The sequence below is a fragment of the Leptolyngbya sp. FACHB-261 genome, assembly GCF_014696065.1.
GTDB lineage: Bacteria > Cyanobacteriota > Cyanobacteriia > FACHB-261 > FACHB-261 > FACHB-261.
This window is the reverse complement of record NZ_JACJPL010000028.1, coordinates 87,309-112,550: the sequence shown is the minus strand read 5'-3', so window position 1 is coordinate 112,550 and position 25,242 is coordinate 87,309. Positions and strand designations below refer to the sequence as shown.

At 49.8% G+C, this 25,242-nt stretch carries 20 protein-coding genes; 12 read left to right on the top strand and 8 right to left on the bottom strand.

Features of this window, described 5'->3' with window-relative positions; translation table 11 throughout:
- The first annotated feature begins 11 nt into the window (after positions 1–11).
- From H6F94_RS32595 to H6F94_RS24400, 3 genes are all read left to right on the top strand, one after another.
- Positions 12–656: a hypothetical protein gene (locus tag H6F94_RS32595; RefSeq protein ID WP_242041395.1), complete on the top strand. Its 645-nt coding sequence runs from the start codon at positions 12–14 to the stop codon at positions 654–656.
- A 348-nt stretch (positions 657–1,004) separates the two neighbouring features.
- Positions 1,005–2,930: an alpha-amylase family glycosyl hydrolase gene (locus tag H6F94_RS24405; protein ID WP_190804884.1), complete on the top strand. Its 1,926-nt coding sequence runs from the start codon at positions 1,005–1,007 to the stop codon at positions 2,928–2,930.
- Positions 2,931–3,988: 1,058 nt separating this feature from the next.
- Positions 3,989–4,207, top strand: a complete 219-nt coding sequence (locus H6F94_RS24400) for a hypothetical protein (RefSeq protein ID WP_190804883.1) — start codon at positions 3,989–3,991, stop codon at positions 4,205–4,207.
- A gap of 279 nt (positions 4,208–4,486) precedes the next feature.
- On the opposite strand, the gene H6F94_RS24395 is transcribed toward H6F94_RS24400, so the two are convergent.
- The 3 genes from H6F94_RS24395 to pdxR form a co-directional block, all read right to left on the bottom strand.
- The gene (locus tag H6F94_RS24395) at positions 4,487–5,578 is read right to left on the bottom strand and encodes a glycoside hydrolase family 24 protein (RefSeq protein WP_199320645.1); all 1,092 of its coding nucleotides are present in this window, start codon (positions 5,576–5,578) and stop codon (positions 4,487–4,489) included.
- 480 nt (positions 5,579–6,058) lie between these two features.
- Positions 6,059–6,733 carry a glycoside hydrolase family 24 protein gene (locus H6F94_RS24390; RefSeq protein ID WP_242041394.1) on the bottom strand — a complete coding sequence of 225 codons (675 nt, stop codon included), beginning with the start codon at positions 6,731–6,733 and terminating at the stop codon, positions 6,059–6,061.
- Positions 6,734–6,920: 187 nt separating this feature from the next.
- Positions 6,921–8,414, bottom strand: coding sequence for a MocR-like pyridoxine biosynthesis transcription factor PdxR (pdxR, locus tag H6F94_RS24385; protein WP_190804881.1), 1,494 nt, complete (start codon positions 8,412–8,414; stop codon positions 6,921–6,923).
- Positions 8,415–8,546: 132 nt separating this feature from the next.
- On the opposite strand from pdxR, the gene H6F94_RS24380 reads away from it, so the two are divergent.
- The 5 genes from H6F94_RS24380 to H6F94_RS24360 all read left to right on the top strand — a co-directional run bounded on the left by H6F94_RS24380 (position 8,547) and on the right by H6F94_RS24360 (position 14,555).
- Positions 8,547–9,458 carry an arginase gene (locus H6F94_RS24380; protein WP_190804880.1) on the top strand — a complete coding sequence of 304 codons (912 nt, stop codon included), beginning with the start codon at positions 8,547–8,549 and terminating at the stop codon, positions 9,456–9,458.
- Between the two features lie 26 nt (positions 9,459–9,484).
- Complete coding sequence (locus tag H6F94_RS24375; RefSeq protein ID WP_313949372.1) at positions 9,485–10,177, top strand: cyclase family protein; 693 nt, start codon at positions 9,485–9,487, stop codon at positions 10,175–10,177.
- Between the two features lie 15 nt (positions 10,178–10,192).
- The gene (locus tag H6F94_RS24370; protein ID WP_190804878.1) at positions 10,193–10,876 is read left to right on the top strand and encodes a pyridoxamine 5'-phosphate oxidase family protein; all 684 of its coding nucleotides are present in this window, start codon (positions 10,193–10,195) and stop codon (positions 10,874–10,876) included.
- A gap of 138 nt (positions 10,877–11,014) precedes the next feature.
- Complete coding sequence (locus H6F94_RS24365; protein WP_190804877.1) at positions 11,015–11,713, top strand: glutathione S-transferase N-terminal domain-containing protein; 699 nt, start codon at positions 11,015–11,017, stop codon at positions 11,711–11,713.
- 391 nt (positions 11,714–12,104) lie between these two features.
- Positions 12,105–14,555, top strand: coding sequence for a hypothetical protein (locus H6F94_RS24360; protein ID WP_190804876.1), 2,451 nt, complete (start codon positions 12,105–12,107; stop codon positions 14,553–14,555).
- Between the two features lie 322 nt (positions 14,556–14,877).
- On the opposite strand, the gene H6F94_RS24355 is transcribed toward H6F94_RS24360, so the two are convergent.
- From H6F94_RS24355 to H6F94_RS24345, 3 genes are all read right to left on the bottom strand, one after another.
- Complete coding sequence (locus H6F94_RS24355) at positions 14,878–15,204, bottom strand: hypothetical protein (protein WP_190804875.1); 327 nt, start codon at positions 15,202–15,204, stop codon at positions 14,878–14,880.
- A 934-nt stretch (positions 15,205–16,138) separates the two neighbouring features.
- Positions 16,139–16,666 (bottom strand): hypothetical protein, encoded by a 528-nt coding sequence (locus H6F94_RS24350; RefSeq protein WP_190804874.1) that lies wholly within the window; start codon positions 16,664–16,666, stop codon positions 16,139–16,141.
- Between the two features lie 80 nt (positions 16,667–16,746).
- Entirely contained in the window at positions 16,747–19,464 is a 2,718-nt protein-coding gene (locus tag H6F94_RS24345) for a cation-translocating P-type ATPase (RefSeq protein ID WP_190804873.1), read from the bottom strand.
- 176 nt (positions 19,465–19,640) lie between these two features.
- Here H6F94_RS24345 and H6F94_RS24340 point away from each other — a divergent pair, with 176 nt between their 5' ends.
- Positions 19,641–20,363 (top strand): bacteriorhodopsin, encoded by a 723-nt coding sequence (locus tag H6F94_RS24340; RefSeq protein ID WP_190804872.1) that lies wholly within the window; start codon positions 19,641–19,643, stop codon positions 20,361–20,363.
- A 25-nt stretch (positions 20,364–20,388) separates the two neighbouring features.
- Here H6F94_RS24340 and H6F94_RS24335 read toward each other — a convergent pair whose 3' ends face one another.
- The gene (locus tag H6F94_RS24335) at positions 20,389–20,766 is read right to left on the bottom strand and encodes a hypothetical protein (protein ID WP_190804871.1); all 378 of its coding nucleotides are present in this window, start codon (positions 20,764–20,766) and stop codon (positions 20,389–20,391) included.
- Between the two features lie 149 nt (positions 20,767–20,915).
- Between H6F94_RS24335 and rppA the strand changes: the two genes are divergently transcribed.
- Positions 20,916–21,611, top strand: a complete 696-nt coding sequence (gene rppA / locus H6F94_RS24330) for a two-component system response regulator RppA (RefSeq protein ID WP_190804870.1) — start codon at positions 20,916–20,918, stop codon at positions 21,609–21,611.
- 15 nt (positions 21,612–21,626) lie between these two features.
- Positions 21,627–22,907 carry a sensor histidine kinase gene (locus H6F94_RS33350; protein ID WP_190804869.1) on the top strand — a complete coding sequence of 427 codons (1,281 nt, stop codon included), beginning with the start codon at positions 21,627–21,629 and terminating at the stop codon, positions 22,905–22,907.
- Positions 22,908–22,983: 76 nt separating this feature from the next.
- On the opposite strand, the gene H6F94_RS24320 is transcribed toward H6F94_RS33350, so the two are convergent.
- Positions 22,984–23,646 (bottom strand): SDR family NAD(P)-dependent oxidoreductase, encoded by a 663-nt coding sequence (locus H6F94_RS24320; RefSeq protein ID WP_199320644.1) that lies wholly within the window; start codon positions 23,644–23,646, stop codon positions 22,984–22,986.
- A gap of 181 nt (positions 23,647–23,827) precedes the next feature.
- Here H6F94_RS24320 and H6F94_RS24315 point away from each other — a divergent pair, with 181 nt between their 5' ends.
- Entirely contained in the window at positions 23,828–24,784 is a 957-nt protein-coding gene (locus tag H6F94_RS24315; RefSeq protein WP_190804868.1) for an aldo/keto reductase, read from the top strand.
- The last annotated feature ends 458 nt before the right edge of the window (positions 24,785–25,242 follow it).

Sequence of the window (25,242 nt, the reverse complement as noted above, 5' to 3'; positions counted from 1 at the left end):
CTCGGGCAGGCATGCTCTATCCGATTGAGGGCAACCGTTGGATTCTCACCTTAACGGGTGTTGGTCGGGATTACCCACCTAATGATGAAGCAGGCTTTCTGAGCTTTGCCCGCAGTCTGCGTAGCCCTATGCTTTATGAGGCGATCAAAGAGGCTCAAGCCCTCTCGCCCATCTATTGCTACCGCTGCACAGACAATCGCCTGCGGCATTATGAACGAGTGCCAAGCTGGCCTAATGAGCTTGTCGTTCTAGGAGATGCAGTATGTGCCTTTAATCCCATTTATGGGCAAGGTATGACAGCGGCAGCACAAGCGGCTCTTACCCTCGGTCAGTGCCTCAGGCAGCAACTGCCGCCCTCTGGTGATAGCCCCATAGGGCAAACTCAAGTTTTTCAGAAGCGGCTAGCCAAAGTTAATGCCACGCCTTGGCTGTTAGCTACAGGTGAGGATTTGCGGTGGCCAACGACGGAGGGCGACCAACTAGCAATGAGCCATCGCCTGCTGCAATGGTATGTCGATCGGGTCAGGTTGCTCAGCCATCAGAACCCTGAGGCTCTACGGGAATTCCTGGAGGTGCTGCACATGGTCAAGCCCCCTACTACGCTATTTCAGCCAGCCTTCATCCTGTCCGTGCTCAAGCAAGCAGCCATTGGCTAGGAACTCTCTGTCCTCACTGATTTTTTACAGTGTGATTCTCTGGTCGTAAAAGTGTCGTAAAAGGTAAGCTATGGAGCAGTTTGCGATTGCTCGTACTCGACCTTAATTTGACTGATTAGGTTCTCTAGTCGCCTTGAACACAATAATGGGCGAAGCAGCATCTACTGACAAGTTGCTGGAAATCAGGAGAACCCATTGCAACGGCTTGAGCGATAAATCCCTCCAAAGATAGATTCTCGGTCATGTATATAATTTGTAAGATTTCCGAGCCAATTTTAATGGTACTCGTTCTTGTAATCGGCTGATCGGCGCTCGTTCAATTCTACCTCTACGAAACTCTATCACCCTATGGCTACTCCTCCTTCTCAATTATCCCAAGATCAATATCAGGTGGAGGATGAAAAGTCGAAGATTGAAGCTTTAGTCAATGAACCAGTCCAAGATATTGAAATCGATTTAGATTTTCTTTACACCAGGGATATTGAATTTCGTCAGGAGACCATTTATTTCATCGTTGTTGATCGCTTCTTTAATGGGGATCCAGACAATAATGAAGGGCCTAACCCAGACCTCTACGACCTGGAAGGAAAAGACTGGGGGAAATACTGGGGAGGGGATCTGCAAGGTGTTATTGACAAGCTCGATTATTTGAAAAACATGGGGGTAACCGCAATTTGGCTGACTCCCCTCTTTGAGCAAGTAGAAGCATTATTTGTTGAACAAGCGGCCATCCACGGTTACTGGACCAAAGACTTTAAGCGCATCAATCCTCGCTTCATTGGCAAAGACGAAAATCCTTCACTCAACAAAACCCAGGAGACTAAAGACACCGTCTTCGATCGTCTGGTTGAAGAGCTGCACAAGCGCAAAATGAAGTTAATTCTGGATATTGTTTGCAACCACAGCAATCCAGACTTCAGCGGCAAGAAAGGTGAACTCTACGACGATGGCGTCAAGATTGCTGACTTTAACGATGATAAAGACCACTGGTATCACCACTACGGTGAAGTCAATGACTGGGAAGATGAGTGGCAGGTTCAGAACTGTGAGTTGTCGGGGCTAGCAACATTCAACGAGAACAACGACGACTATCGCGAATACATTAAATCTTCCATTAAACAGTGGCTAGACCGGGGGGTTGATGCCCTGCGGGTCGATACTGTTAAACATATGCCCATCTGGTTCTGGCAAGAATTTACCGGGGATATGTATAAGCACAGACCCGATGTGTTTATCTTTGGGGAATGGATTTACAGTAGCCCCTTTGATGATCGCTCTGTGGAATTTGCCAACGAATCAGGCATGACGCTGCTTGACTTTGGTTTGTGCGTTGCCATTCGGGAAGCATTGGCCCAGGGAGCAGAGGCGGGTTTCCAAGAGATTCAAAAAGTTTTTGACATGGATTATCGCTACAAAAGTGCGACCGAACTGGTCACTTTTATCGATAACCACGACATGTCGCGCTTTCAAAGCTTAAATCCCGACCCAGAAATGCTGAAGGTCGCGATCGTGCTGATTATGACCTCTCGGGGTATTCCTTGTATTTACTACGGCACGGAGCAGTATCTCCACGACGATACTAATGGCGGTAACGACCCCTACAACCGCCCAATGATGAATAGCTGGGATACTGAGTCGGAAATTTATCGAACTATCCGCTTGCTGTCTGGATTGCGACGGTTGAATCCTGCGGTAGCTATGGGTGGGCACTGGCCGCAACATGTTAGCCCAGATGTTTACTGCTATTCACGCAAGCACCGCGATTCGGTCTGCGTAGTCTTGCTCAACCGGGGTGGTGAAACAACTCTGCCTGAGATTTCAACCGATCTCCCCGATGGCGAACATACCTGCGTCTTGACCCGTTGCAAGGTTGAAGTTGTGGATGGCAAAATTCGCGATTTGCCATTGGAAGAACGGGGCGCAATTGTCCTCAGTCATGTTGGTGAGCGGGTGAGGGGGCAAACCATTGTGCGAGCCCAATTGAACGGGGTGCACACACAACCGGGTGAGAGGATTGTGGTGACGGGTGACTGTCCTGAACTGGGCGACTGGAACATCAGCAAAGCCTTCCCGCTGGAGTACGTTAACAGCAGCACCTGGTTTGGTGAGATTCCCTTTAATGAAAGTGCTGGCAAGTTAATCACCTATCGCTACGCTCTATGGCGTGAAGGCACCTCTCCATTACGCGAGAACCTAGTGCCCCGGCGTTGGTTTGTGGCGAGTGAGGGAACGGTTAAGTGGCGCGATATGTGGGCCTCTGGTCGCGAGTCCTAAGGCGTTTTTAGAGGAGTTTCCAGGAGCGTTTTTAGGGGCAGTAGTGACACTTGAAGTGACTACTGCCCAGCAGTAGACCTTACAAAGACTGGTTTTGCAGAATTGGGCGAATCCTCAAGCGAAGTAGACGAACCGCACTTCTCTGCCCAAGAGTTTTGCTCTGCTCAATGAAACTTGGGATTTCCTAGATAGGTAAGAAGGGAAAAATAGGGCTTTGGTCACAGCGCTTATACTGACCATCGACCAGCTTATAGACCATAAGAGTCTGGTCTTCATATCTCCAGAATTCAGGAACTCATAACGAAGCATAGATATGAAATTTGTTCAGAAAACGGCTGGTAAAGTCTACTTCTAAAGCCAGATCTGGAGGTGGATTCGTTGCTAGCTCAATGCTTTTGCCACTCACCAGAGCTTCATTTTGAATGTAAAAACAGATACCTGGTTCAATCGCTCGGCTTAGGTCTTCTCGCTTGAGGGTTAAGGAACCTAGCTGTCTGATTTCAATTCCTAGCTCACCTGCTACAGCGTTTCAAAAGTGTGCCAACTGATCCCTTTAGGGAGAACTCTTGACTCGGTAGGTGCAGGCAATTGAGTGGGAGTAATCATTTAACATCCATGAGTCAATTCCTGCCTCTATTATCCTCAGCTCATTTGCCAGTCAGAGCACTATCCCCGAGGCTTCCACAGTCAAAGTTCACCACAAACATTTCTCGCTAGGGCTTGACCTTAGCGAGATCTAGGTATAAATTCTTGAGTCAGCCCATTCAGTGAGGCACCGCCTGGGAGTTCGAACTCAACTCCCAGGCGGCTGACCCCCAAGCTGAGAGGTCCAGCCCGGAGGCTACGGGGCAGTTTAACACTGCTGTAGTCACTCATTCTCCTTGGCTTCCAGCGTAAGGGTCGCCTCACAAATGGGCACAGGGACAGTTCTAGCAACTGCCCCACGGTTCACTGCATCCAATCTTGGAGCAACCCAAGGAGAACAAACCTATGCCTGTCTATGCCAGTAAATCGGCTGTCATCAAATTAGCTGCCAAAATCAGCGAGGGCCACCGTCCATGAGTGACAACAACCCCAGCTTCAGCAACAGCGACTTCGAGATCCTGGTCGTCCTAGTCGAGCGCTATAGCCTCTCTACGCTCATCGCAGTCCTCAGCCGTATCTGTTTGCGGCAGGCGGAACGCTCTGAAGTGGTGACACGGGGTAGAGAAGCAATCCGCGAATGGCGCAGGGATGCCAGCATCCTGACCAAAGCCCTGCTCCAGCTCCACCACTAGATCCTGGAGCGCTAGATTCTGGGGCAAGACTACCTGCTCATGCCTGCCTTCTCCAATCTGCAACGATTGGGGAAGGCAACTTCACAAGTCCAGTTTGGAGAGCCCGATTTAGAAAGCCCAATTCAGAAAGTGTGGTTATACCAATTCTCTAAATGAGAGCTACCCATCAAAACCCCGCCACCTACAGCTCCTCCCCTTACAGGGGGGAGGTTGGGAGGGATCAATGCATAGCGATTCAAAAGTGAGTTGGTATTAGAAGCGCAGACCTTCGATTGGGGACTAGCGCAAGTCTTCAATTGGGGACTGGCTTTGATTGTTAGTGCGATAGGTATTCTCGGCAAATACAGAGGGCCAGCTAGGTGGCGATTGAGCTGAGGAACTAGCACGGGGATTAGGCTGGTTCCGAGGGGCTACAGGGGCACTAATCTCAATCCGTGACGGTGGAAACAGCGTCGGTTCCACAGGAGACGGCAGGCGATTACTAGCTGGACGCAGAGGCCGAGGCTGTTGCCAGCGCGTTGAGCGTATCGGCTGATAGGACTCAGGTATGCGGCTGGCAATCGGTTCCCGCGCAACGGCCTGGTAGTAATAATTCAGATTGGAGGCGTAAACCGCTCCCAGCTGACGAATTGATTTGAATGGTTGCCCATAGACTGACCTGCCTGTACTAGGCGAGGGCAGCGAGGCCCAAACTGGTGCAACTTTGTAAATTGCAGTCTCCCAGCGGCCTGCTTCGACATCCTCCAAGGCCCCTTTTTCTCGGATCAGCTCAACTGCCGCCAAATCCTGAGAGCGAGGTGAAAAATCTTGTAGGTTCAGCCTATTAGAGACACGATCCCAGGTGCGTTCTAGGAACTGATAACGTCCACTGGCGCTGCTACAAAGCCTTCGTCTTCTGTAATTAGCACAGCGGACTTGCCGAGGATGATCAACAAAGTTGTCGAAGTAAGCTCCCGTAAAAATGATCTGGTAGCCATACCGACCTGAAGTTCCCTCAGCCCAAGCAATCGTGTCCAGAAAGGCTCTGGTGTTGGGGCTAAGTTCTTCAACTTCTGTGCCGTAACTGTCTGAGCTGGAGCCGTAGGGATAGGCTTCTGCCTGTTGGGGCACTGCCATCAAAGCCAGAGAAACTGACAATGCACCTAAGCCACCCTGAACTAAGCGTTGCCCATAAGAACGAATAAAATTCTGCTCTTTCTGAACTGTTTTTTGAGGAATATTTTTCTGGGGATTACTTTCCTGGATAGGATCTTGCTGCATTTCTGCCGGTGGAATTGGACCGTTTGGATCAGCCTTTGAACTGACCGTTCTGGTCGTGTCATTCGGTAGATTGGTCAGGAAATTAACTGAGGGAGCCGTAATTTTGGACATAGGATTCCCCTCAGCATTCCAAGCTGAAAAACTCTCTCTGGGTTCTCTGTTCATACACCTGCGGAGTTTCGCTGAATGCAGCTCTTAATTCTTTAGATTTCCTGAAAATGCAAGCTCTGTTTCGGTCGAGTTCAGTACCTCAAATTGAGCTGCATTGCGTTACTCCTGTTAGAATCACACACCACACGATCAGGCCTCCAGCCATTAGGGAACAATTGAGCCAGGGTCAAAATACCAAAGGGAGTAGAACAAAGCAAGCTCTACCGTCATAACCTGTGATCCAAAAACAGAATCTGTTTCCGGAAATCCTGAGATTTTTGGTTGAAAAAAGTCTGAGTTGCTGCCAGAGAGGCCAAATCTGGACCAGGGCAAACGGTCATAATACCCCAAACCCACCTCCGTACGAACGGGTATCCTGTCACCTGAATCTCCAGTTTTTCTGCGTATGGCATCCGGATCCTTCACTGAATCTACTTCCCCTCAAAAGCGCGGGAAGCTAGGATCGTCGGTTGAGGGAAATGGTAAGCGGGGTGATACAGAGGGCACAGGAACAAAATCCAAAACCAGTTTCTCCTGAGCAGAAAGTGAGCGATTAGCAGTGACTTCTGCTAAAGCCAATTGACGATAAAAATTCAAGCTGTAAGCATAGACAATGCCCAGCTGATCTATCAGCTTTACCGGTTGACCGTAAACTGATTGTCCAGTGTTGTAGTCAGGCAATGAGGCCCAGACTGGTGCAACTTTGTAAATCGCTGTTTGCCAACGACCCGCTTCTACATCTTCCAGAGCCCCTTGTTCTCGAATTAATTCGACCGCTGCTTGATCTTGCGATGCAGGCGAAAAGTCCCGTAAGCCTAGTTTCAAAGCAACACGGTCCCATGTGGTTTCCAGGAATTGATAGCGTCCACTGGCGCTGCTACACAGCCTGCGTGCCCAGGAGTAAGCACACCGAACCTGACGAGGATGATCCCAGAAACTATTGAAATAAACACCGGTGAACATGATCTGGTAGCCATAGGAATTGCCCGTTCCTTCAGCCCAAGCAATTGTAGAGAGAAACGCTTTGGTATTGATGTTGCGCTCTTCAAGTTGCAGGATTTGATTTGGGTCGCTCGTGGCAACCTCCTCAGCAACCGCAGGCAATTGCGTAGGCATTAATATCCCAGAAATGATCAGCGCGGCTAAGCTGTTCTGGAACAACCCCTGCTGTCGAAGTTGCAACTTTTTTGACTTCAGCTTGAATTGGTTCCAAGAAGCACCAAGATTCCACATTGAGGCGACTGTTCCTGCTCTAGATGACGGATTGAACAACGGGAGCATCCTGTTCAACGCAGCGTAAACGCTAGCTTTCCCTACTTGCTGCTGCTTGCAACACCTGAGCCAAACGATGCACTCCTTCTTGCAGGTCTGAGGCCTGTAGAGCGGCATAACCCAGCAGAAACTCTGTTTCAGTGGCGCAGCGGGGCTGGAGATAGTAGTTGCGAGTGCTGACCAGCCCGACCCCTACCTGAGCAGCGCGGGCGACCACTTCAAGATCACTGAGACTGGTTTGCAGGCGCACCACCACATGCATGCCTGCGTTCTCGCCCAGGATCGTGGCTTGCCCCGGTAGGTGGGATTGCAGCGCTTGAACCAAGACCTGGCGACGCTGATCGTAGAGTCGGCGCATGCGATGAATATGGCGTTCCAGATGCCCCTCGTTGATGAAATCAGTCAGGGCATACTGTTCCAGCAGAGGCGTTTGCCGGTCTGCTAACCACCTGGCCCGAGCTAGCAGCTTGACCAGACATCGAGGTACCACCAAGTAGCCAATGCGTAGCGCCGGAAACAACACCTTAGAGAAAGTGCCGATATACAGGACCGAATTGCCCTGGTCCAACCCTTGCAGAGCCGGAATGGGACGGCTGCCATAGCGATATTCACTGTCGTAGTCATCTTCGATCACCATTGCGCCCGTGTGCTGTGCCCAATCCAGCAACTCCAGGCGTCGCGGCAGCGATAGCACGACGCCGGTTGGAAACTGATGCGAGGGAGTTACGTAGACTAACTTGACGCCTCCGCCTAGCTGGCTGAGCTGCTCCACTTGCAGCCCAGTTTCATCCACTGGAATCGGACAGAGGTCAGCGCCTTGAGCCAAAAAGACACGCCGTGCGCCCGGATAGCCTGGATCTTCTAGAGCCACTCGGTCACCTCGGTTGATCAAAATTCGAGTCAATAAGTCCAGGGCTTGCTGTGAACCATTGACGATCAATACCTGGTCTGGGTCGCACTGCACGGCCCGTGACCGGGCTAGATAGCGGGCAATTGCCTCGCGTAGAGGTCGATAGCCTAGCAGGTCTGGACAGTAGTCAAGCATCGCCTGCTCATGAGCTTGACAATGCCGCGACAAGAGCTGTCGCCATTGCTGAAGCGGAAGGGCGTCGAGATCTGGCTGCCCGCGAAAGCTGATTTGCGCATCGAGTAGAGGCGGCTCAAAGAGAGCGATACGGCTCAGGCTGATGGCGTAGTCAGACAGGGTCAGGTGCGGTTCGCCAGCCTGAACGGCCTGAAGCGGGGTTGCAATCGGTGCAGGCCGCAGCAACTCATCGGTAAGCTGCTGGCAAACAAAGGTGCCAGAACCGACTACTGCTTGCAGATAGCCCTCACTGAGCAGTTGCTCGTAGCTGAGTGTGACCGTAGCGCGGGAGATGCCCAGGAGCTGAGCGAAGCTTCGGGTCGAGGGCAGGCGCTGCCCTGGCGTCAGGCGACCGGTCAGAATCGCCTGACGTAACTCTGCGTAGAGCTGACGGTGCAGCGGCAGGGGCTGTTGAGGATCCAGACTAATTGCGAAGTCCATTGGCAATGAAGCTGACAAAGTTCAGCAAAGTGGACTGGTTGCTCAAGCCAAAATTGGCGCTTGTGCAAGACCATTCTCACCGCTAGGCTGACGATGCCACGCTAACCAGTCCGACCTAATGCCAAATACTCCATGCCCAACCTTGCCCAGACAAAACTAGCGATTGGCCTGATTGGCGCAGCGACCGGTTGGGGAGCCCGCCGCCACCACAGTGAAGATGGCCCAGCTGCGTTGCAGGCTAGTGGACTCGTGGAGCAACTGCTGGCAACAGGCATTCCTGCCCATTGGTTGACCTCGGTTTACCCTGCTTTGCGGTACGCCAGCCATCAGATCAACCAGCAGCAGGAAGCGTTGCCACTGGTGTTAGCCCATGTGCAAGACGTCGCCATCGCCGTGGCTGATGCTGTGAAGCAGGATTATTTCCCCGTGGTTTTGGGAGGTGATCATTCGGTTGCCATTGGTACTTGGAGTGGTCTGACCCAGGCTTTAGGGCTGGGACAAAACTTAGGGTTGCTGTGGCTGGATGCCCACCTCGACTCTCACACCTTTGCAACCAGCCCCTCCAAGGCTTGTCACGGTATGGGTCTAGCCACGCTGCTTGGCCAGGGCGAAACCAGTCTGGTCGATCTTCAGAGTGTGGGAGGCAAACTTAGCCCAAAGCAGGTCGCTGTGATTGGTGCCCGCAGTTTTGAGGCAGAAGAAGTTAGCCTGCTTCAGCAATTAGGCGTGAGGGTGTTTTTGATGACGGAAGTTGCAGAGCGAGGTCTAGATACCGTTTTGGCGGAGGCGCTTGAAATTGTCACGGACAGAACGGGCGGCTTTGGTCTCTCCCTCGATCTGGATTCTTTGGATCCCTCCGATGCACCGGGAGTCGGAGTTCCAGAGGCGGGTGGCATCAAAGCCGCAGAACTGTTGGCTGCGTTCCGCCTAATCCGACAACATCCAGGCCTGAAAGCTATTGAGATTGTGGAGTACACCCCGCAACAGGATATGGACCAACGCACCGCCCAGCTGGTAGCCCAGATTTTGAAAGCGCTTCTGTAAAGGATGTATCGATGAGGGATGAGATTGTGTCAGATCAAGACCGCGAACAAAACTTTGTAGATGTCAGTCACACGGTCGAGCACGGCATGATCACTTACAAAGGTCTACCTGCCCCCCTAATTTGTGATTTTCTCAGTCGGGAAGCGTCAAAAGATCATTACGCAGAAGGGACTGAGTTTTCAATTGGTCGAATCGATATGGTTGCCAATACAGGTACCTATCTCGACTCCCCTTTCCATCGCTATGCCCACGGCAAAGATCTATCTCAACTACCGCTTGCTTCTCTAGCAGATTTAGAAGGGATTGTTGTGCAAGTCGAGAGCAGTAAGGGTCAAGCCATTGATGCCTCAGCCTTTGCCAATTTTGAACTCCAGGGCAAAGCTGTTTTAGTCCAAACAGGTTGGGACCAACATTGGGGCACTGACCAGTACTTTGAAGATCACCCCTATTTGACTAAAGAGGCTGCTCAATACTTAGTCGATCAACAAGTAGCTCTGGTTGGTATTGACTCGCTCAACATCGACGATACTCGTGACGGTCATCGGCCGGTCCATACGCTTCTGTTAGGAGCTGAGATTCCAATTGTTGAGCATCTTTGCAACTTGCAAGCCTTACCGAGACAGGGCTTCAAGTTCTTCTCAGTACCGGTCAAAGTCAAGAACTTTGGTACATTCCCGGTTCGAGCCTTTGGTCTTGTTGATCCGACTCAAGAAGCTTAATCTGGTATTTCAATCATGGAAAGCATAGAAAGTCCAGCCTTCGTACCGACACAACGCAGTACGGTTAAACGTCTTGCCAAACGCGCAGAATACGACCGCACTACGGTATACCAAATCCTGGATGAGGGTTTGATTTGCCATGTCGGTTTTGTGGTTGACGGCAATCCCTTCGTGATTCCCACCGCCTACGGGCGCATTGAAGAGCAACTGTACATTCATGGCTCGCCTGCCAGCCGCATGTTGCGCACGCTGCAAACTGGCATTGATGTCTGCGTAACGGTCACCCTACTTGATGGGCTGGTCTTAGCTCGTTCTGCCTTTCATCATTCGATGAATTATCGTTCTGTTGTTGTGTTTGGCACCGCCTCTATCGTCTCTGAACCGGAACAGAAATTAGAGGCTTTGAGGGCGTTTACAGAACACATTGTGCCAGGACGCTGGTCTGAAGTTCGTCCACCTAATCGCAGTGAACTGACAGGAACTCTAGTGCTTGCTTTGCCCCTGGTTGAGGCCTCAGCCAAAGTACGCACGGGTCCACCGGTGGATGACGAAGAGGATTATGCTCTGCCAGTTTGGGCAGGGGAACTTCCCTTAGAATTGGCTACGGCACAACCGATTGCTGATCCGCGTTTGTCCTCAGCGATTGAACCCCCGGCTTACGTCACGGCTTATACCCGAGCGGCTACTCGTCAGGCTTAGAGCTGATGTGGGTCTTTTAGAGAAAAGGCGTCAAGGTCAGACCAAATACAACTCCTTGAATTGTGCTTTGCTAACGTCAGTGCTTCAAGAATTTGACGCAGCTAAAACACAACTGAACCAGAGAATTACGGTGTAATTATGATCGATCTTTACACTTGGCCTACTCCCAACGGCTTCAAGGTTTCGATTCTTTTGGAAGAATTAGGGCTTTCCTACAATGTCATTCCAATTGACATTAATAAAGGAGACCAGTTTGAGCCAGACTTCCTCAAGATCAGCCCGAACAATAAAATTCCGGCAATTGTTGATCCAGAAGGGCCAGGGGAACATCCCTATGCTCTGTTTGAGTCTGGCGCAATTTTGATCTATCTCGCTGAGAAGACTAGCAAGCTGTTGCCCACTGAACCGAGTGAACGCTACCAAACGATTCAATGGTTGATGTTTCAAATGGGTGGTGTTGGTCCGATGCTGGGCCAAGCGCATCACTTCCGGAGCTATGCGCCTGAACCTATTGCCTATGCAATTGACCGCTATACCAAAGAGGCGGGGCGACTGTACGGGGTGCTGGATCGACACCTTGCCGAACAAGAGTATTTAGCAGGGGCTTATTCGATTGCGGATATTGCAACTTACCCCTGGCTCAGATCCTACGAACGCCAAGGCCAAAACCTGGCTGACTTCCCGCATGTGCAGCGCTGGTTCAATGCCATTGGTGAGCGCCCAGCTGTACAAAAAGGTCTTGCAGTTCTAGCTGACCGCGTTCGCCAAGGCCCGATTGATGAGCAGGCTCGGGCGGTACTATTTGGTGACAAACAATATCAAGGTTCGGGTAGCTAGCCTCGTAGTCCTTGGGCATGTAGACAGCAGTTGCACTTCTATCTGGCCTAGCAGCGCCGCTAGGCCATGCCCTGTCCTGTTTAGTCACTTTTGACTTGTAAAAGCTACTGGCAACCTGTAGCTGCTGGTACCTTTACGTCTAAGTAAAAAGAAGTATGCAGGATGGAAAAGCCATTTCTGACTTAATTGATTGTCTATCTAGAAAACGAGTGGTTTGCACTGAGGATTCTTAAGTTGATTGGCCCAATGTCTTGGCTGTAAGGATTTACCCGGTTCTGACAGCTACCGCAGGTATGTATAGTTGTTCTGTGGAGCTTTGTCTGTTGCTAACTGCTGGCTCGGTGGGCAAAATACAACGGAAAAAGACATCTAATTTACGGGGGTTTGTGTAGTGAATTACACCGGTACTGACGCTCGGATTAGTCCTGTCAAGCAGAGCTTGGGTAGTGGTTCTCTAGAGTCTTTAGAGACAGCACAAAACCGTAGGATGCAAGGCCCGTTGGGATTGGGCTTACATGAGAACCGAAGCAGTCAGGCAGGTTTCCTTGCAGAAGTTAGGAATTCAAACTATTCAGGGCAGAATTCTAAAGGTATAAATTCTAACGATTATACCCGTACTGCTGACTTTGCAAGTGGGGTTAGTCAACGGAGTCAGGGACAGCCGCTTGGCAACATCTGGACTCACGCCACAACTAGCTCTACTAAGGTGGAGTCAGGTATCGCGTCAACTGTTAGTCAACGCTACAACCTCAAACTGGAAGACTACAACAGGGACGAAAGGGCTTTGAGCATGACTTGGTCTAGCCCTAGTCAAATCAACCAGCTGATTTCCCGCTCAACCGACGCCTATCAATGGCGTAATGTCTCGATTGGTGGCGGTGGTTATGTGACAGGGATTTATCACCATCCTCAGCAGCAAGATCTCGCTTACATCAGGACAGATGTTGGTGGTTTCTACCGCTGGAATGCCGTCAATCAAAGTTGGATTCCGCTGACCGATAGTTTTCCTCTTGCGCAGAACCGTTACTACGGCGGTGAATCGCTAGCGCTAGATCCCAATGACCCAAATACTGTGTATATTGCCGCAGGCAAATACTCAAAATGGGGAGACAAGGGCAGTATTTTCAAATCTACAGATCAGGGGGCTCATTGGCAGAAGCTCAGCCTGGATCTGCCGATGGGCGGCAATGAAGCGAAACGCTGGACGGGCGAGAGACTAGTCATTAATCCTCTAGATTCTAATAATCTTTTGTTTGGGTCCCGCCGCGATGGGCTGTGGCAAACCTTAGATGCTGGTTCTACCTGGTCAAAAGTCACTTCATTTGCAGGTAATTCCACGCCGGGTATTGGCATTACTGATATTGAATTTGACAAAAATATTCCCGGTCTTGTTTATGCCAGTGCCTATGGAGATGGGGTTTATCAATCCACGGATACCGGGGTCACCTGGAGCAAACTGGCTGGCAGTCCGATACAAGTCAATCGCATGACGATTGCCAGTAATGATGCTTTATACGTCACGCATAATGCCGGGGTTAGTAAATTCCAAAACCAGAATTGGCAGAATATTTCTCCATTCAATTCAACAGCGGTATTCAATGGGCTTAGCATCAATCCCTTCAATGCTAATGACATATTAGTCAGTCTGGGTGAGACGCCCTCGACCAAGCTTTATCGCTCTCTGGATGGTGGGGCAAGTTGGGTGGAGAAGGCTCGTTCCACCAATAGCACCGTTCCCTGGTGGACTCAATTTATGCGTTCTCACCCTTCGGTTGCTTCAGTGGAATTTGATCCGAAGGTTGAAGGTCGGGTTTGGCTGACCGATTGGTATGGCGTTTGGGCAACGGATGATATCAGTGCCTCTAAAGTAAGCTGGACGAACTACGAGCAAGGACATGAGCAGGTTGTCACGTTTGCGTTGGCTGCACCTCCGTGTGGCTCTGTCCTGTTAAGTGGTCTGGCAGATGTGGATGGCTTCAACCATAACAATGGGTTGACCGCCTATCCCAGTCAACGCATGGGAGCAGGTCAGACTTCGTTCCAGGACACCTACAGCATTGCTTACAGCGAAAGCGATCCGCTGCAAATGGTGCGAGTTGGCGGTCGGCGCAGCACTGAGGTTTATTCAGGCGCGAAGTCTACGGATGGTGGTGTGACCTGGACTGAATTTGCCTCTTTCCCAACGGGTATTCTGCCCCAGCGGGTAGCGGTCTCGGCTACGGATCCCCAGCTATTGCTGGTGACGGTTAGCGAGGGACAAGCAATTCGCAGTGCAGATGGCGGTGCAAGCTGGGCTCCCGTTGTTGGTCTGCCCAATGGTCCTAAGGGACCGTGGAACTGGTCGCAGCCCCTAGTTGCAGACAAGGTAGACGGCAATCGGTTCTACTACTACAGCGCAGGTAAGGTTTATCGCAGTGATGATGGTGGCGCATCTTTTAACCTGATCAACAGCTCTCTGCCCAGTGAAGACTGGTCCATGATCAAAACTGTGCCGGGGGTTGCCGGTGAGGTTTGGGCCAGCCTGGATGCTGATGGCCTTTACCGCTCTACTGATGGTGGCGCAACCTTTACACCCATTGCCAAGGTTAGCAACGCCCATCTGTTTGCGTTTGGTTTGCCAGAGGCGGGTAGCACAATCCCCGCTCTCTATGTCTATGGCAGCATTGAGGGCCAGGACAAAGGGATTTTTCGCTCGCTGGATCGGGGACAAACCTGGACTTCCATTGGTGACCCGGAGAATGCGATTGGCAACTCCCCCAATGTGATGGAGGCAAGCCGCCAGGTGTTTGGGCAGGTCTTCATCGGTACTAACGGGCGCGGTATTTTCGTTGGCAACCCTTAGTGTCGTCGGTGTAGCCTCAACAGCCGACATTGGTTTTTTCAAGAAAGCTGATCGTTCTCAGATGCAAGAAGTAGAGCCCCCAAGGCAACCGTTGGGGGCTTTTCCTAAGTGATGGAGCAGCAGGTCAAGGGCGGCGACCCACCCTAGCTTGTAGTCAGTTTACCTACTCTCGATAAACGTTGCGTTAACGCACCGAGTTTTTAGGGCGTGGACTGACTAGAGACGGTCGCGGCAAGCCAGAGCTACGGTGTGTGCAAACACCAGTTCACGGGCGTGTCGGCAGTTTCGTAGGCAGCCTTCCTAAGAGTCTAGATTCCTGACTTTAGACGAAGGGCTGATCGGTTTGACGTTGAGCGGCGCGAAGCAGACGAGGAGCAAGATGGTAGACGGTGATCGGTGGGCGACCTTCGCTATTAGGCACTAAAGTTTTCTCGATCCAGTGACCGCTTTCCAGGCTGGTGAAGAACTTGCGCAGGTCGGGTTCTTGAATGCGGGTGTCACGCACAATTAGGGAGATGGGCACCGGAGTTTTGCTGCGGTAGGGCTCAGTGTAATTGGCGATAGTTAGCAGAATCAGTTTGTTGAGCGCAGGCAATTCGGCCTCACGGGAAATCAGATCCCAGAGGGCACAACGAATTTGGCAAGACATAGTTTTATCGCAATCAGGATGGTTGGATTAGGGCAAAGCAGTGGGCACAAAGTTGGGACTAAGTCCCGAACTTCGACTTTGGTGCTTCGCCCTTGGCAGGGATGAATGGTCAATGGAAAGGGGCAATTAGTGACCTCTTGACCCCTTAGTCTGTCTGCTAACGGACCTGCTCTATGGCCCGCGAAGCGAAACCAAAGAACAGCCTTGGTCGGTGTTAAACTTCCCTCAGCCTTCGCGTTGTCAAGAACAACACGAGGGTCAGTTATCTGGTGTTGCACAAACGGCACCAGGTAACGTCTCGCCAGCGAGACTGAGTGAGAATGTAGCGCTAATTTAGGCAGTTGTAAATAGGGTTGGGCAAAGATTTTTAGTGTTTAGGTCAGAGCTGTCTGAGGGCAACTCGGGAGATTCACTGAGGGCTCTATCGTCCCTCTAGCCAAGCTCAATAGATTCTCTAACGCGATCACACCTGCCTCGACTTAACTGTTAAGAACTTGAAATGAAATCATGTAAAGTTCGACACAAATGTACATCCTGGTAACCAGATTTATTAGGCTGGTAACCAGATTTATTAGGCTGGCAACCAAATTGGTTGTCCTGGTGACCAGCTCTATTAGGTTGGCAACCAAAATTATTAAGCTGGTAACCAGATTCGTTACGCTGGTGACCAGATTTATTGGGTTGGTGACCAGGATATAAATTCTGGTGACTAAAACTTGTCGTCTGGTGACCAGAACCTATACCGGCGGATGTCTGATGCTCATTCTGGTAAGCAGAAGCAGTCAATCGAGCCATCCCTGTGCTGGGCCATCACCTCTGTCGGCTGGTGATACAGACAGGGCTAGAACTGCGATAAGGCTGCAATTGCTGATGTGCGGCCCCTCTGTCCCACCTTAAACGGACATTCACAAAAACGGAATCCATCATCTGAAATTCAAACAGAATCATAGACACGCCACATCTGAATTCCCCAGCGGCTAAGAATCGATGCGGCCATCTGGACCTCATCCTCTATTGCTTCTATGATTACTAAACAATCTCCTTGATCAAATCTATCGTTGTAAACTCTTGCTTGTTCCTTTGGTACCAACCAACCTTGAAATGCACCATATAAACCACCGACTGCAGCTGCAGTTCCACTTCCTAAGAATGTTGCCAGAAGAGTTTCTATAGCTAACGCAGGACCAATTCCGGGAACCAGCAATATACTGCATCCAACCACTAAAGTTAGCAATCCTGCACCTGTACTTCCTGCAACCGCACCTGCTTTTGCCCCTTCTGCTCTTGTCAATGAGTGTTGCTGCACACCTTGATCATGCAAAACTTCACTATCAGAAGTTTTGGTAATCATTGAAATCTTGTGCATAGGAAAACTCTCATTCCTTAACTCAATCAGTGCCTGTTCTGCATCCCGACGGTTAGGCAATATTCCGACCGCGTGTTTGAGTTTTTGAGAAGTCATAAGAAGAATTGAAATCTTAATGCTGACGTTTGATGAGCAATGTGTAAATACGATCTGCAAAGCTGTCTTACAGAAGCAATCTAGTTCAGAGGTGCAAAACGCTTCAGCAAAGCTGCCAAGGCAATCATAGGTAACCCAGCTCCGATACAAATTAAACCTTGAGCCATGCTTAAAGCTTCGGTGGCAAATAGCTGATTCATAATGCTCCATTGGCTGAACAGGAATTGGAGAATGAAGACCCCTCCAATCCCAAACACCACCGCATAGCCGAATGCTTCATCTTTGCCGCGCAACTTAGCAGTGATTGCTGGGACAAAGCGGCTAATGCCTAGCAGGTAAAAAGCTTCTGCGGCAACCAATGCTTGAACTGCCACTGTCCGAGCTAAAGCTTCGTTTCCTGTGGTGCGAATAATCCATTCAAAACTTCCAAAAATCACAAGCCAGTTAAACAATGAAACTGCTAAAATCCGGGTAATTAACCTACGAGATAGAAGCGGCTCATTAACAGGACGAGGAGGCTGTCGCAGGATGTCAGGAGAGGGGGGCTCAAACGCCAAAGGTACGCTTAAGGCAACTGAACTGACCATATTCAGCCAGAGAATTTGCACTGGTAAAATTGGCAGCGGAGTTGCCAAAAGTACAGCGATCAAGATAGTCATGGACTCTCCAACATTCACCGGCAAGATGAAGGCAATCGCCCGCAGCAAATTCTTGTAAACTGTGCGTCCTTCCTCAACTGCTGCCTCAATGGAGGCGAAGTTATCATTCGTCAGAATCATATCTGCCGCTTCTTTCGTGACTTCGGTACCTGTTATGCCCATTGCTACACCAATGTCAGCTTGCTTCAAGGCAGGAGCGTCATTGACTCCATCACCAGTCATTGCCACAATCTCGCCCCTGGATTGAAGTGCTTTGACAATATGAAGCTTTTGCTCTGGCGCTACACGCGCAAACACACTACTCTGCTCAACGGCATTAGCTAGTTCCTCCTCATTCAGTTGGGCAAGTTCTTGACCTGTTAGAACGGGAGCCTCTCCAGTTTGATTCAGCCCCATCTGTCCGGCGATGGCCGCGGCTGTTTTAGCATGGTCACCCGTGATCATCTTGATTTGAATTCCGGCAGACCAGCAGGAGCGAATTGCTTGAATTGCTTCGGGGCGAGGCGGGTCGATCATGCCCTGTATCCCCAGAAAAACCAAGCCTTGAGCAAGGTCAGCATGCTTAATTGAGGCTTGAGAAGCGGGCACAACTTTCTTAGCAAGTGCCAAAACTCGAAGCCCTTTTTTTGCCATCTTATCCACGGCTTGTTCAATATGCTCTGGGTTTATCGCAATCACCTTTGCATCCTCACTCAGCATCTGACGACACCGCTTGAGAATTGCCTCAATTGAGCCTTTGACATAAATCAATCGTTCTGGGTGATTGTCATGCAACGTTGCCATGTATTGAAACTGTGACTCAAACGGCAAAGTATCGAGCCGAGAAAGTACCTGATTTAGTTGGTCGGTGTTTAGCCCAGCTTTGTGCGCAACTGCAACCAATGCCCCTTCCGTTGGGCTGCCCACTACAGCCCAGTTTCCGTCTTGCACGTCTAGATGGGAATCGTTGCACAACAGTCCTGCTTGAAGGCATTCATATAAGGCGGGGCTGTTCTCTAGGTCAACGGAGTGCCCGTTAAGGGAAATTTCTCCATTTGGTGCATACCCTCCACCGCTAACCCGGTAACGCTTTCCACCTGCCTCGATTTCTTGAACCGTCATTTGATTCTCAGTTAAGGTTCCAGTTTTGTCAGAACAAATGACGGTTGTGCTACCCAACGTCTCAATTGCTGGTAGTTTTCGAATAATGGCATGCCGCTTCGCCATCCGGGAAACCCCGGTCGCTAACGTGACCGTTAAAATTGCGGGCAAACCTTCAGGAATGGCACTGACTGCCAGAGCCACAGCGGCTTTGAACACCTCAACCCAAGAGAGCCCTTGGGCAATACCTACGACAAATGTGAAGCTAGCCAAGCCCAGAATGACATACAGCAAGGTTTTGCCAAATCTGTCAATTTTGCGAGTCAGTGGGGTTTCCAGTGTGGTGCTTTGCTGCATGAGTTGGGAAAGGTGTCCGGTCTCAGTCATCTCACCAATCCCCACTACCAGTCCGCGTCCTTGGCCAAACGTCACTAGACTGCCGGTGAACGCCATATTTGTGCGTTCTGCTAGGGGCGTGTCCGCTGCTAGTAGCTGAAGTTCTTTCTCTACTGGGACAGATTCTCCTGTTAATGCTGACTCATCGACCTGTAAGTCGCGGGTCTCAATGAGCCGTAGATCCGCAGGAACCTTATCCCCAGAAGATAGCAAGACAAGATCGCCAGGCACCAGTTCACTAGATGGAACAACTTGCTTCTGGCCAGTGCGGAGAATCGTTGCTTCAGTCGTAACAGATTTGGCCAAAGCGGCAATTGCATCCTCGGCCTTTGACTCTTGAATAAAGCCAATCGTGGCATTGAGCAGCGTTACACCAAAAATCACCCCTGAATCAATCCACTCTCGCAGAAAGGCTGTAATCAGTCCTGCCACTAGTAGAATGTAGAGGAGCGGCTGATTAAACTGCTGAAAAAAACGTAGCCAGGCACTCTCTTTTTTCTGAGCTGTTAACTGGTTGGGGCCAAAACGTTCATGTCGCTCTGCTGCTTCTGTAAACGATAAACCACTCTCCAAATCAGTTTTGAGCAAACGGGCAACCTGCTCATTGGAGAGGTGATGCCATTGGTGTTCCGCTGATTTTAGGCTATCCATTGTTGCTGTCATTGACTCTCTCCACACTCGATAACAAAAGAGCAATACAACTGCCGTAAGCCAATGTTGCCTACAACTATCCTCATAGTGTTGCTCAGGAGTGTGATCCAAAAGTGAGTAGTAGGAACCTACTACTCACTTTTGGATCACATTTATGATTTAAGATTGAGAAGAAACGGAGATAGCTTATGGACTTACAGACCGCATTTCATTGGATTTACGTAATTTCAATGATGATTGGCGCGTTTTATTTCATGTCACTCGGCAACAATCCACGTGGCGTTCCCAAGTCCGAGTATTTAGTTGCTACCTTCATTCCCATCTGGTCAGGGCTGGCTTACATGGCGATGGCACTTGGTCAGGGTAAAGTTGAAATTGCAGGTCAAATAACCCATTACGCTCGTTACATTGACTGGATCGTCACAACCCCTTTGCTATTGCTGTCATTGTCTTGGACGGCAATGTATTTTATTGCAAAAGACTGGACGTTAATCGCTGCCTTAATGGCAACTCAGACGATAGTTGTCGTAACAGGATTAATCGCGGATTTATCTGGAAATGGTGAAGCCAGGTTTCTGTGGTACACCTGTGGTGTCGTTGCGTTTCTAGTCATTCTTTGGGGAATTTGGATACCTTTGAGGGCCAAAACCCGTGGGCAAGGTGTAGAGCTGTCTAGGCTTTATAACAGGCTTTCGACCTACTTTACAGTACTATGGGTTAGCTATCCGATCGTCTGGTTAATTGGCCCTTCTGGTTTGAATTGGGTCAACCAGACAATTGAAACGTTACTATTCTGCGTTTTACCCTTTTTCTCAAAAGTTGGGTTTAGCTATCTAGATTTGAATGGTCTACGTCGCCTAAGCCGCGCCAAAGCCAACGCAGCTACTGCCAGCCACAGTGTAACTCATTAGTATCAGCACTGGCTCTAGAAAAACCTCATTCAATGACTTCGTAGCGAACTAGCTGTCGAACATCTTGACGCGATAAGTGAAGTTCTTGAGCGATCGCTTCCTCTATCTGGCTTGTGTTGGTCATCGGCAGATCTAACTCCAGCCGCTTTAAGATAGGTTCTGCTGTTTCTACCTCAATCTGAGTCGTTCCTTGCTGTCGGTTAATAACCGCATTGATTAGCAATATGTTGATAGATACAGTTGCTTCAAACTGAGTATCTGCCTGAAGTTTGTTCTCTGTTATTTGAGGTTTGCTCAATTCTTGGGCCATTATGAAATTGGAGCCAGACCAAAACATGATCGCTACAAATGGCAGTGGCAACCAGAACTCTGCACCTGATGCTTGCAACCAACGCTTAATCATTAACTATTTTTCCATCTGCTCTGAACCCACCATCTCCTCTGTACTTTAGTACAGCCTGCTCTATTCCAGAATACAGCCTAGAGTAGATGCGCCAGCTTTTTCAAACTCTAATGCTAAAGCTGCAAACCATAGAGGAGGTGAGCAGAGATATGAGAGTTTTGCTGGTAGAAGATGATCCCAAACAACTGATGCCGCTGCAAACGGTGCTGTCTCAGGCGGGGCATAGCGTAGATGGTGTAAAAGATGGAGAGACAGCTCAATGGCTTTTATCGGAAAAAGAATACGACTTGTTGATTTTGGACTGGATGTTGCCGCGAGTCAGCGGCATAAATCTGTGCCGTCAGTATAGATCAGCGGGAAAAACAGCTCCGGTCTTGATGATCACAGCAAGAGATACCACACCTGAAAAAGTGAGTGGGCTAGATGCGGGTGCAGATGACTATCTGGTGAAACCTATTGACTTGGTTGAATTCATGGCACGAGTGCGGGCATTAAGCCGGCGCTCGCCCCTTTGGCAAGGTGACACGCTCCGGCTTGAGGATCTGCACCTTCACCTTGACGCTCTCACCATAGAACGGCAGGGTACGGTGGTTTCCCTTTCCAGTCGAGAGTTCCAGTTGTTGGAGTATCTCATGCGCCATCCTCGACAGGTTTTGACGCGCAATCAGATAGAACAAGCTGTGTGGGAATGGGGAACTGAACCAGAAAGCAATGCAATCACCGTTCTGGTTCGCAAACTTCGCCAACGCTTGCAGGCTGTAGGGGCTGCTAATTGGATTGAGAGCATTTATGGTATGGGCTACCGCCTAATTTCTCCCGAACAGCAATGCCCCAAAAAACAGTGATTGTGAAGGCAAGACGTGTTCAACCAAAGTCGTCGCAATCTGGCTCGTTGGTTCACCCTCTCAATGGGAAGCATCCTTGTGCTGTTTGCTGGGGTGATTTATCAGATTGAGGCGCAAGACAAATTAAAGGGGATTGACCGACTGCTCTATGACAAAACTAGAGTAATGGCCGCCAGTGTAAACTATAAGGTTCGCCAAAACCAGAGCCAGGTCGATCTGAGTAATGTTCCCTTGTTGGGTAGCGGATCTCATCCTCTTGCAGAAGATCTGATCTATGTGCGCTGGTATAACGTAGAAGGGCGGCTCGTCCGTTTTTTTGGGGCTTCTCCTCCAGAGCAGTTAAATACCTCCTTTGGTTATCTCACGATTCAATCAACAGATCCAGTTTTGGGAACAGGGATCTGGCTGCGCCAAGCTACATTACCTGTTGCAGGCAGAACTGGTGTGCTTGGCTATCTTCAGGTTGCGACGCCACTGATCGAAACCCAAAACAATCTCACTCAGTTTCAGCTTGTGCTAACTTTTGCTGTTCCGATCACGCTGGGCCTGATTGGACTCACAGGTTGGTTTCTCAGTGGACTTGCAATGCAGCCTATTCGACAAGCTTATCAACAGCTTCAACAGTTTACAGCAGACGCCTCCCATGAATTGCGATCGCCCCTCTCTGCTATCCTCACCAATGCCCAGCTTGGTTTATTCATCGCAGCCGATGACTCGCGCTACCACCACCCCTTGGGAAATATTGTGGATAGCGCTAAGTCTATGGGAGTTTTGGTTAACAATTTGCTCTTGTTAGCTCGCCATCAGGGACGGCTTGCACCTGAATCGCTAAAATTACTCAGTCTCAACGCTCTACTGAAAAATTTAGCAAGCCAGTTTGCCACAATAGCAAAATCTCAAAATATCAAACTGAATTACGAACAACCCGAGCGACAAGTTGAGTTGTGGGCTGATCCTGATTTGCTAAGGCAAGTAGTCGAAAACTTACTCGACAACGCCTGTAAATACACTTCTGGCAGCGGAACTGTACTGTTGCGACTAATTGCCCAGCCTGGATGGGCAATTATTCAGGTGGTCGACACGGGAATCGGGATTCCAGAAGCAGACTTACCCTATATCTTCAATCGCTTCTACCAGGTAGACACCGAGCGTTCGCAGGGGAGCGGTGGCTTTGGGTTAGGGTTAGCAATTGTTCGCCAGATTGTTCAAGCACATGGTGGACAAATTCATGTGACGAGTACAGTCGGCAAAGGCTCAACCTTCCAGGTTGAACTGCCTCTTAAGCCCTATCAATAAGCAACTAAAACTTGTTGCCTGGTCACCAGAACCTATTTTGGGAGACGCTGCTGCTCATTCTGGTAGACAGGAGCAGTCAAGCGAGCCATCCCTGTGCTGGGCCATCACCTCTAAAGGCTGCCTGGTGATACAAGCAACGCCAGAGCTGCGATCCCAAAGGCGGCAATTGCGCCCACTTTGCGGTGGGATGGGTTTGCAACCAGGTAGAGTAGCTTTGCCGTGCCTGGTTGGTGAAATCTCCTTTTACCCGGTCCTCGCTGGAGATAGGTTCGAACAGATTATCTGGATCAGACTCAGACTTGGGCTCTTTGGTCTTTTGCAACTTAAAGCCGAGGAGCAGCAAGAGCGAATCGATAAGCCTGGGGGAGAGCTTCTGGCCGAGCAGAAAAGCCTTACCCGCGCCACCAACCACAATTTCGCGCTTTGGATGCTCTGCTACGTAGAGAATGGCCTCTGCAACAGACTCAGGTTCATAAAATGGCGGCAAGCCCTGGGGCTTAACCCCAATTTTGGTACGGGATTTGCTAAACAGAGGCGTGTTAATTGAGGCAGGCATCACATTGGTGACGTTGATTGGCCGCTTCTCATGCAGCAACTCAAGCCGTAGAACTTCTAGAAACCCGTCGATTGCGTGCTTGGAGGAAGCATAGGTACTGTGATAGGGAAAGGCTCGTCTAGCATCGACTGAAGAAATGTGAATTAAAGATCCCCGACCTTCGCGCTTCAGGTGTAATGGCACGCACTTGATTGGTCTGCTTGATAGTTTATTAAGCTGCGCTTACGGTTATAGCTGGAGTGCTTAGCGTTGCGATTCTTGGCGAATGGGTTTGAGGTCATGGCTTACAGGTCATCGGTGCTCAAGATTGAGCTTAATATAAGCACTGACTCTCTTCCAAATGCCAAACCAAAGACAAATTACAATGCAAACAAAACTGTTAGGAAACTCTGACCTTCAAATTACGTCAATTGGCTACGGAGCTTGGGCCATTGGTGGTGGCGATTGGGCATTCGGCTGGGGACCGCAGGAAGATCAAGACTCGATCACTGCGATCCAGCGAGCTTTGGATCTGGGGGTCAACTGGATTGATACAGCAGCCATCTACGGACTGGGACATTCTGAGGAAATTGTGGGGAAGGCGCTCAAAGAACGCTCACAGCGTCCCTATATTTTCACAAAATGCTCGATGATTTGGGACGAGAAGCGTGAAATTGGTCGCAGTTTGAAAACAGATTCTATACGACGAGAATTGGAAGCGAGTCTCCGACGGCTTCAGGTTGAGGCGATCGACTTGTACCAAATTCACTGGCCTAACCCCGACTCAGAAATTGAAGAAGGCTGGAGCACACTCGCAAAGTTTAAGGAAGAAGGCAAAGTCCGCCACATTGGGGTTTCAAATTTTAGCGTCGAGCAATTGCGCCGCGCTCAAGCTATTGCTCCGGTTACCTCTCTACAACCACCCTACTCGCTAGTTAAACCCGAAATAGAGCAAGAAATTTTACCCTATTGTCAAGAGAACAACATTGGGGTGATTGTTTATTCCCCGATGCAATCCGGATTACTCACAGGCACAATGACACCCGAACGAGTTGCCAATCTTGCGGAAGGCGATTGGCGCAAAGGCAGTTCTGAATTTCAAGAGCCGCGCCTGTCTCGTAACCTAAAGCTTGTTGAGCTGCTGCGGCAAATCGGACAATCGCATGAGCGCTCACCAGGAGAAGTTGCAATTGCCTGGACCTTACGCCATCCAGCAGTGACCGCTGCAATTGTAGGGGGGCGGAATGCCAAACAAGTTGAGGGTATCATTGGCGCCGCTCAATTCCGCCTGAATGAAGACGAGCTGCGGCAAATCGATGCATTTTTGCATGAGAATCCCTAGTTCAAAGTAGCAATTCCAAGCAGCAATTTAAAGCAGTCATTCAAAGCAGCCAGCTGGTTTTCTCGCCTAATCGATGCCCTCGCCATAGGGTTGGGGCATCGATTAGTATTGACGAAATTTTCACCGCTGTTATGAGATTCTTAAGCGCAAATGGGTTTTGTCAGTGGTGTATTAGGCAAGCAGCCTGGTCAGATTAGCTATTTCACTGCTGAGGGAATAGCTAGCCGTCCCCGTGTAGCAATACCTTGCATTTATTCTTGATAAGCCTGTTCAAGTTCAACTTAAGCTTCTTTATTTTGGTCCTGAAATTCCTTCATGATTCTTACGCTAGGCTGTGAGTGTTTTCTGACAGAATGACTGATTCTGCTAATTTTTGAGTGAAGAACTTCGAATCTTGATTTGGATCAATTAACCTGTTGTTAATGTTGATCCAGGACATGAATAGTAGCAAGGAACTA

What these genes read in the sequence shown, in the direction of transcription:
- H6F94_RS24315 (WP_190804868.1), top strand. Translation starts at nt 23,828, where the DNA reads ATGCAAACAAAACTGTTAGGAAACTCTGACCTTCAAATTACGTCAATT.
- H6F94_RS24345 (WP_190804873.1), bottom strand. Translation starts at nt 19,464, where the DNA reads ATGACAGCAACAATGGATAGCCTAAAATCAGCGGAACACCAATGGCAT.
- H6F94_RS24390 (WP_242041394.1), bottom strand. Translation starts at nt 6,733, where the DNA reads ATGCCTACGCAATTGCCTGCGGTTGCTGAGGAGGTTGCCACGAGCGAC.
- H6F94_RS24340 (WP_190804872.1), top strand. Translation starts at nt 19,641, where the DNA reads ATGGACTTACAGACCGCATTTCATTGGATTTACGTAATTTCAATGATG.
- H6F94_RS24370 (WP_190804878.1), top strand. Translation starts at nt 10,193, where the DNA reads ATGGAAAGCATAGAAAGTCCAGCCTTCGTACCGACACAACGCAGTACG.
- H6F94_RS24395 (WP_199320645.1), bottom strand. Translation starts at nt 5,578, where the DNA reads ATGTCCAAAATTACGGCTCCCTCAGTTAATTTCCTGACCAATCTACCG.
- H6F94_RS32595 (WP_242041395.1), top strand. Translation starts at nt 12, where the DNA reads ATGCTCTATCCGATTGAGGGCAACCGTTGGATTCTCACCTTAACGGGT.
- H6F94_RS24355 (WP_190804875.1), bottom strand. Translation starts at nt 15,204, where the DNA reads ATGTCTTGCCAAATTCGTTGTGCCCTCTGGGATCTGATTTCCCGTGAG.
- H6F94_RS24365 (WP_190804877.1), top strand. Translation starts at nt 11,015, where the DNA reads ATGATCGATCTTTACACTTGGCCTACTCCCAACGGCTTCAAGGTTTCG.
- H6F94_RS24335 (WP_190804871.1), bottom strand. Translation starts at nt 20,766, where the DNA reads ATGATTAAGCGTTGGTTGCAAGCATCAGGTGCAGAGTTCTGGTTGCCA.
- H6F94_RS24405 (WP_190804884.1), top strand. Translation starts at nt 1,005, where the DNA reads ATGGCTACTCCTCCTTCTCAATTATCCCAAGATCAATATCAGGTGGAG.
- H6F94_RS24350 (WP_190804874.1), bottom strand. Translation starts at nt 16,666, where the DNA reads ATGACTTCTCAAAAACTCAAACACGCGGTCGGAATATTGCCTAACCGT.
- rppA (WP_190804870.1), top strand. Translation starts at nt 20,916, where the DNA reads ATGAGAGTTTTGCTGGTAGAAGATGATCCCAAACAACTGATGCCGCTG.
- H6F94_RS24380 (WP_190804880.1), top strand. Translation starts at nt 8,547, where the DNA reads ATGCCCAACCTTGCCCAGACAAAACTAGCGATTGGCCTGATTGGCGCA.
- pdxR (WP_190804881.1), bottom strand. Translation starts at nt 8,414, where the DNA reads ATGGACTTCGCAATTAGTCTGGATCCTCAACAGCCCCTGCCGCTGCAC.
- H6F94_RS24400 (WP_190804883.1), top strand. Translation starts at nt 3,989, where the DNA reads ATGAGTGACAACAACCCCAGCTTCAGCAACAGCGACTTCGAGATCCTG.